Genomic DNA, 6,146 nt, shown 5'->3' with positions numbered 1-6,146 from the left:
GACCGGCCCGCGACCGAGCCGCCGGTGGCCGGGAGCGGCCCGGCCGCGGCGCGGCCGGCGCCCGACGACCGCGCCGGCGACGAGGGGGGTACGGCCTGATGCCGCTGTGGTTGGAGCTGGTGATCCGGGTGGGTGGCGTGCTGGTCGCCTTCCTCACCCTGCCGCTGCTGGTCGGGCAGGCCGAGCACAAGGTGATGGCGCACATGCAGGGCCGGCTCGGCCCGATGTACGCGGGCGGTTTCCACGGCTGGGCCCAGCTGATCGCCGACGGCGTGAAGTTCGTGCAGAAGGAGGACGTCACGCCCCGGGAGGCGGACCGGGCGGTGTTCCGGCTCGCTCCGGCGGTCGCCCTGGTGCCCTACCTGCTGGTCCTGCTGGTGATCCCGCTCGGCCCGAACGACCTGGTCGGGCAGCCGCTGGACATCGGCCTCTTCTTCGTGCTGGCCGTGGTCGGGGTCGGTGTGGTGGCGGTGCTGATGTCGGCGTGGGCGTCGGCCAACAAGTACAGCCTGCTCGGCGGGCTGCGCGGCGCCGCCCAGCTGCTCGGCTACGAGCTGCCGCTGGTGCTGGCGGCGGCCTCGGTGGCGATGGCGGCGGGCACGCTGAGCCTCTCCGGCATCGTCGAGGCGTGGCAGCCGTGGTGGCTGCTCTGGCAGGCCCCAGCCATGATCGTCTTCTTCGTCGCCGGGCTGGCCGAGATCCGGCGCCCGCCCTTCGACATGCCCATCGCCGACTCGGAACTGGTCTTCGGCTACATGACCGAGTACACCGGCCTGCGGTTCGCCTTCTTCCTGCTCGCCGAGTACGTCGGGATCGTGGTGATCGCCGCGCTGACCACGGTGCTCTTCCTCGGTGGCTGGCAGGGCCCGTTCGCCGACGCGCAGCTGGGCTGGCTCTGGACCCTGCTGAAGGTCTCCGCCGTCTCGTTCCTGATCATCTGGCTGCGGGTGGCGTACCCCCGGCTCCGCGAGGACCAGCTCCAGCGCCTCTGCTGGCTGGTCCTGGTCCCCGCGTCCCTCGCCCAACTCGTCCTGACCGCCGCCGTCCGCGTCGCCCTCTGACCCACCCCCTCAGGGTTGGGGTCAGGGCAGCGGGGTGTGGGCCGGGTCGACGCGCTCGGCGGGTGGCGGTGGCGGGGGCGGGGTGCCGTCGCCGAAGGGGCGGCCGCCGAGTTCCTCCCGGCCGTGCGGGGTGAGCCAGTTCGACAGGTCCGGGCCGAGCGGCACCACGCCGGTCGGGTTGATGTCCCGGTGCACCTCGTAGTAGTGCCGCTTGATCTGGTCGAAGTCGACCGTGTCGCCGATGCCCGGGGTCTGGAACAGGTCCCGGGCGTACGCCCACAGCACCGGCATCTCGGTCAGCTTGCTCCGGTTGCACTTGAAGTGACCGTGGTAGACCGGGTCGAAGCGGACCAGGGTGGTGAAGAGCCGCACGTCGGCCTCGGTGATGGTGTCGCCCACCAGGTACCGCTGCCCGGCCAGCCGGTCCGTCAACCAGTCCAGCCGGTCGAAGAGCCGGTGGTACGACTTCTCGTACGCCTCCTGGCTGCCGGCGAAGCCGCACCGGTAGACGCCGTTGTTGACGTCGGCGAAGACCACCGCGTTGACCTCGTCGATCTCGTCGCGCAGCCGCTCCGGATAGAGCTCCGGCGCGCCCTCGCGGTGGTGGGCGGTCCACTCGGTGGACAGGTCCAGGCTCATCTGCGCGTAGTCGTTGGTGACCACCTGCCCGGTCGGCACGTCCACGATCGCCGGCACGGTGATGCCCCGCTCGTAGCCGGGGAAGCGGGCGAAGTACGCCTCCTGGAGGCGCTCGATGCCGAGCACCGGGTCACGCCCGCCCGGGTCCAGGTCGAAGGTCCAGCTCCGGGCGTCGTGGGTCGGCCCGGCCATCGCCATCGACATGGCGTCCTCCAGCCCGAGCAGCCGCCGCACGATGACCAGCCGGCTGGCCCACGGGCAGGCGCGGCTGATTGCCAGCCGGTAGCGGCCGGGCTCCACCGGATAGCCGTCCCGGCCGTCGGCGGTGATCCGGGTGGCGATGTAGCGCTGGTCCCGGGTGAATTCGGCACCCGGCTCGACGTACTTCCCACCGGTCGTCCCGCCTGCCTTGTCGCCCACGTGGTCCTCCGCTCCGTTACGTTGCCGTCTCCGCCCCCATCCTCGCGGATTTCCGGCCCCCGGGCGCGGCTCTGCCCGACCCGGCCGGCCACCGCGCTGTGGCGACGCGGTCGTCCACCGCCGGGCGGACGGTCGGGGTGGTCCCGGCTAGCCTGCCGGGATGACCGATGTGGAGGCGGCGGCCCGACGCTTCATCGCCGACGTGTGGAACGCCCGGCGGGAGGAGTCCGCGTACGAGCTGGTCGGGCCCGAGTGCCCCGGGCTGGGCGGCACCGGCCCGGAGGCGACGTTGGCCTGGCACCGGGAACGCCGGGCAGCCTTTCCCGACCTGCGCTACAAGATCGTGGACGTGGTGGCCGCCGGGGACCGGGTGGCGGTGCACTGGCGGGCCGCCGGCACCCAGGCCGGGCGGTTCGGCCCGGTGCCGCCGACCGGGCAGGTGGTCAGCTACTCCGGCGCGAGCTTCCTGCGCTTCGACGAGGCGGGCCTGATCATCGACGTGTGGAGCTGCAACGAGTTGTTCCAGCTCCTCCAGCAGCTCGGCGTCGAGCTGCTCCCGCCCGCTCCCGGCGGGGTCAGAGGAACCGGGGCGTGATTCTGCTGATCGACAGGTTGACCGGGAACGGTTCACCGGTGTCGACGAACCGCCGGGATGCGCAGGGTGGTGGTCGCGCGCGCCGGGGTCACAGGGCAGGATGGTCGGCATGACTGACCGCAGCGAGCGCAGCGATCCGGGCACCGCCGACGGCGACCGTGGCCTGCCGGGCGCGGGCCTGGTCAAGGGACTCGCGGTCACGCTGAAGACGATGACCCGCCGCTCGACCACTCAGCAGTACCCGGACGTCGCCCCCGAGCTGCCGCCCCGCTCGCGCGGGGTGATCGCGCTGTCGGAGGAGAACTGCACGGTCTGCATGCTCTGCGCCCGGGAGTGCCCGGACTGGTGCATCTACATCGACTCGCACAAGGAGGAGGTGGCGGTGCCCGGCGCCGCCCGCCCCCGCCAGCGCAACGTGCTCGACAAGTTCGACATCGACTTCTCGCTCTGCATGTACTGCGGGATCTGCATCGAGGTCTGCCCCTTCGACGCGCTCTACTGGTCGCCGGAGTTCGAGTACGCCGAGTACGACATCAAGGACCTGCTGCACGACAAGGACCACCTCGGGCAGTGGATGGGCACCGTCCCGCCGCCGCCCGCGCACGACCCGAACGGTGAGCCGGCCAAGGAGGAGACCAGCGCCGCGCGCAAGGCCGCGGTCCCGGCGGCCCCCGCCGCCCGCCCGGCCGCTCCCGCCGTACGCCCCGAGCCCGGCCCCCGGCCCGAGCCCGAGGCCGGCTCATGACCGGTGCGGACGTGCTGCTGCTCGCCCTGGGCGCGGTGGCGGTCGGCTCGGGCGTGCTGGTGGTGGCCACGAAACACCTGGTCCGGGCCGGGCTCTACCTGGTGGTCTGCCTCGGCGCGCTGGCCGGGATGTACCTGGTGCTCACCGCCGAGCTGGTGGCCTGGGTGCAGGTGCTGATCTACGTCGGCGCGGTGGTGGTGCTGCTGCTCTTCGCGGTGATGCTCACCCGCGCGCCGATCGGCGCCTCCGACGACCTGGACCGGCCCGGCTGGCCGGCCGCCCTGGTCGGCGGCGGCACCGGGCTCGGGCTGGCCGCCCTGCTGGTCGACGCGTACCGCTGGACGTCGGTGGAGCTGCCCGACCCGGGCACCGCCGAACGCCTCGGCGACCAGATCTTCCGCACCTGGGTGCTCCCCTTCGAGGTGCTCTCGGTGCTGCTGCTCGCCGCCCTGGTCGGCGCCATCGTGCTCTCCCGCCCCGACATCGGCCGTCGGGAGGTCGACCGCGACGGCAGCGCCCGCCCGGACGCCGACCGGGCCCGCGGCGGCCGGCCGGGTACCGGCGGCGAGGGTGGGCGGTCGCGGTGAGGCCGGTCATCCCGTACGTCACCGCCGCGTTCCTGTTCGGCCTCGGCGTCTACGGCGTGCTGCGCCGGCGCAACGCGGTGCTGGTGCTGATGGCGGTCGAGCTGATGCTCAACGCGGTCAACCTGATCCTGGTCACCGCCGACACGACGGTGCGGGCGCAGCTGCCGCAGGGCGGGCAGGTCTTCGCGCTCTTCGTGATCGTGCTGGCCGCCGCCGAGATCGGCGTCGGGCTGGCGATCGTGCTCCAGCTCTACCGGTTGAAGGCCAGCGTCGCGGTGGACGAGGTACCGCTGACCGAGGCCCCGGCGCTGGTGCCGGCCGGAGGGCCGGCCGGGGACACCGCCGCCGGACGACCGTCGGACCGGTCGGACGCCCGGGGCGCCGACCGGCCGGAGGTGGACCGGTGACCGGGCTGCTCGGGGCCGCGCTGCCGGCCGTACCCCTGCTGGCGGGCCTGACCGGCCTGCTGCTGCCGCCGTCGCCGCGCGGCGCGGCCACCGGCGAGGACCGGGCCCGGCGGACGGCGATCGCGCTGGGCGTGACCGGCGCGGCCGGCGCACTGCTGGTCGCGCTCGTCCTGCTGGTCCGGGTCGGCGACCCGGTCGAGACCGTCACCACCTGGATCGACCTGGGCGGGCTGCGGGTGACCCTCGGGGTCCGGCTGGACGGCGCCGCCGCCCTGGTCGCGGTCGCGGTGACCACGGTGGCCCTCGCCGTGCAGGTCTACTCGACCGCCTACCTCAAGCGGGGCCCGCACGACGACGTCGAGGTCGACCACCGGTACCCGCCCTACGCGGCGCAGATCAGCCTCTTCACCGCCGCGATGCTGCTGGTCGTGGTCGCCGGGGACCTGATCCTGCTGCTGGTCGGCTGGGAGGTGATGGGCCTCTGCTCCTACCTGCTCATCGCCCACGACCGCCGGCTGCCCGAGGCGCCGGCCGCCGCGATGAAGGCGTTCCTGGTCACCCGGGTCGGCGACGTCGGTTTCCTGCTCGGCATCGCGCTGCTCGGCGTCTCGGCGGGCAGCTTCCGGATCGCCGACGTGCTCGCCCACGACCACTCCACCGGCACGCTCACCGCCGCCTGCCTGCTGCTGCTCGCCGGGGTGGCCGGCAAGAGCGCGCAGTTCCCGCTGCACACCTGGCTGCCCGACGCGATGGCCGGCCCCACCCCGATCTCCGCGCTCATCCACGCCGCCACCATGGTCGCCGCCGGCGTCTACGCGGTGACCCGGCTCTGGCCGCTCTTCGAGGCCGCGCCGGTGGCGCTCGCGGTGCTCGGCGTGATGGCCTCGGTGACCCTGCTGCTCGGCGCGTTCGCCGCCACCGCCCAGGACGACCTGAAGCGGGTGCTGGCCTGGTCGACGGTGTCCCAGATCGGCTACATGACCGGCGCGCTGGCGGTCGGCGCGCCCGCCGCGGCGCTGTTCCACCTGCTCACCCACGCCGCCTTCAAGGCGCTGCTCTTCCTCGCCGCCGGCGCGGTCATCCACGCGGTCGGCACTACGCTGATGTCCCGGATGGGCGGGCTGCGCCGGGGCATGCCGGTCACCTTCTGGTGCATGCTGATCGGTCTGGGCGCGCTGGCCGGGGTGCCGCCGCTGTCGGGCTTCTGGAGCAAGGACGGGGTGCTCGCGGTCGCCCAGGCCGCCGCGCTGGACGGCGCCGGGCCCGCGCCGGCCTGGGTCGGCTGGCTGGTCTGGCTGGCCGGTCTGCTCGGCGTGCTGGTCACCGCCGGGTACGCCACCCGGCTGCTGCTGCGCACCTTCCTCGGCGAGCCCCGGATCCCGCTGCTGCACCCGCACGACCCGCCGGCCGCGATGCGCTGGCCGGTCGTGCTGCTGGCCGTACCGGCGGCGCTGCTCGGGCTGGCCGCGTTCCTGCCCCCGTTCGCCGACCGGCTCCGCGCCCCGGGGACGGGGACGGAGACCGACGTCGAGCTGGTGCACGTCGGTTCGGCGCTGCTGCTGCCCACCGCGCTGCTGCTGGCCGGGGCCTCGCTGGCCTGGGCCCGCTGGCGCCGGGACCCGGCCGTCGACCCGGCGAGCACGCTGGGCCCGCTGCGGCCGGTCTTCGCCCGGGCGTTCCGGCTCGACGACG

General features: G+C 74.0%; 7 protein-coding genes. 6 read left to right on the top strand and 1 reads right to left on the bottom strand.

Translation table 11 applies throughout. The annotated features are described in order from the left end of the window. Positions 1-98 precede the first annotated feature (98 nt). The gene (locus tag NCC78_RS26240) at positions 99-1,061 is read left to right on the top strand and encodes a complex I subunit 1/NuoH family protein (RefSeq protein WP_250797811.1); all 963 of its coding nucleotides are present in this window, start codon (positions 99-101) and stop codon (positions 1,059-1,061) included. A gap of 21 nt (positions 1,062-1,082) precedes the next feature. Here the strand turns inward: NCC78_RS26240 and NCC78_RS26235 are convergent, their stop codons facing one another. Then, positions 1,083-2,120 (bottom strand): glutathione S-transferase family protein, encoded by a 1,038-nt coding sequence (locus NCC78_RS26235; protein ID WP_250797810.1) that lies wholly within the window; start codon positions 2,118-2,120, stop codon positions 1,083-1,085. A 160-nt stretch (positions 2,121-2,280) separates the two neighbouring features. Between NCC78_RS26235 and NCC78_RS26230 the strand changes: the two genes are divergently transcribed. From NCC78_RS26230 to NCC78_RS26210, 5 genes are all read left to right on the top strand, one after another. After that, positions 2,281-2,715 (top strand): ester cyclase, encoded by a 435-nt coding sequence (locus tag NCC78_RS26230; protein WP_250797808.1) that lies wholly within the window; start codon positions 2,281-2,283, stop codon positions 2,713-2,715. 100 nt (positions 2,716-2,815) lie between these two features. Beyond that, positions 2,816-3,460, top strand: a complete 645-nt coding sequence (locus NCC78_RS26225; RefSeq protein WP_250797807.1) for a NuoI/complex I 23 kDa subunit family protein — start codon at positions 2,816-2,818, stop codon at positions 3,458-3,460. Next, the gene (locus NCC78_RS26220) at positions 3,457-4,047 is read left to right on the top strand and encodes an NADH-quinone oxidoreductase subunit J family protein (protein ID WP_250797806.1); all 591 of its coding nucleotides are present in this window, start codon (positions 3,457-3,459) and stop codon (positions 4,045-4,047) included. The genes NCC78_RS26225 and NCC78_RS26220 overlap by 4 nt, the downstream gene beginning before the upstream one ends. After that, positions 4,044-4,454 carry an NADH-quinone oxidoreductase subunit NuoK gene (gene nuoK, locus NCC78_RS26215; RefSeq protein ID WP_250797805.1) on the top strand — a complete coding sequence of 137 codons (411 nt, stop codon included), beginning with the start codon at positions 4,044-4,046 and terminating at the stop codon, positions 4,452-4,454. Before NCC78_RS26220 ends, nuoK begins: the two co-directional genes overlap by 4 nt. Next, positions 4,451-6,146 (top strand): NADH-quinone oxidoreductase subunit 5 family protein (locus NCC78_RS26210; RefSeq protein ID WP_250797804.1); only part of this gene is annotated, 1,696 nt, incomplete at its 3' end. The genes nuoK and NCC78_RS26210, both read left to right, overlap by 4 nt.

The sequence above is a fragment of the Micromonospora phytophila genome (genome assembly GCF_023656545.1).
GTDB classification, from domain to species: Bacteria; Actinomycetota; Actinomycetes; order Mycobacteriales; family Micromonosporaceae; genus Micromonospora; species Micromonospora phytophila.
Note: the sequence above shows the minus strand (reverse complement) of the source record. Positions and strands in the feature narration are given on the sequence as shown.

Excerpts from the sequence above, each read along its gene's own strand:
- NCC78_RS26240 (WP_250797811.1), top strand. The coding sequence starts at position 99 with ATGCCGCTGTGGTTGGAGCTGGTGATCCGGGTGGGTGGCGTGCTGGTC.
- NCC78_RS26230 (WP_250797808.1), top strand. The coding sequence starts at position 2,281 with ATGACCGATGTGGAGGCGGCGGCCCGACGCTTCATCGCCGACGTGTGG.
- NCC78_RS26225 (WP_250797807.1), top strand. The coding sequence starts at position 2,816 with ATGGTCGGCATGACTGACCGCAGCGAGCGCAGCGATCCGGGCACCGCC.
- NCC78_RS26220 (WP_250797806.1), top strand. The coding sequence starts at position 3,457 with ATGACCGGTGCGGACGTGCTGCTGCTCGCCCTGGGCGCGGTGGCGGTC.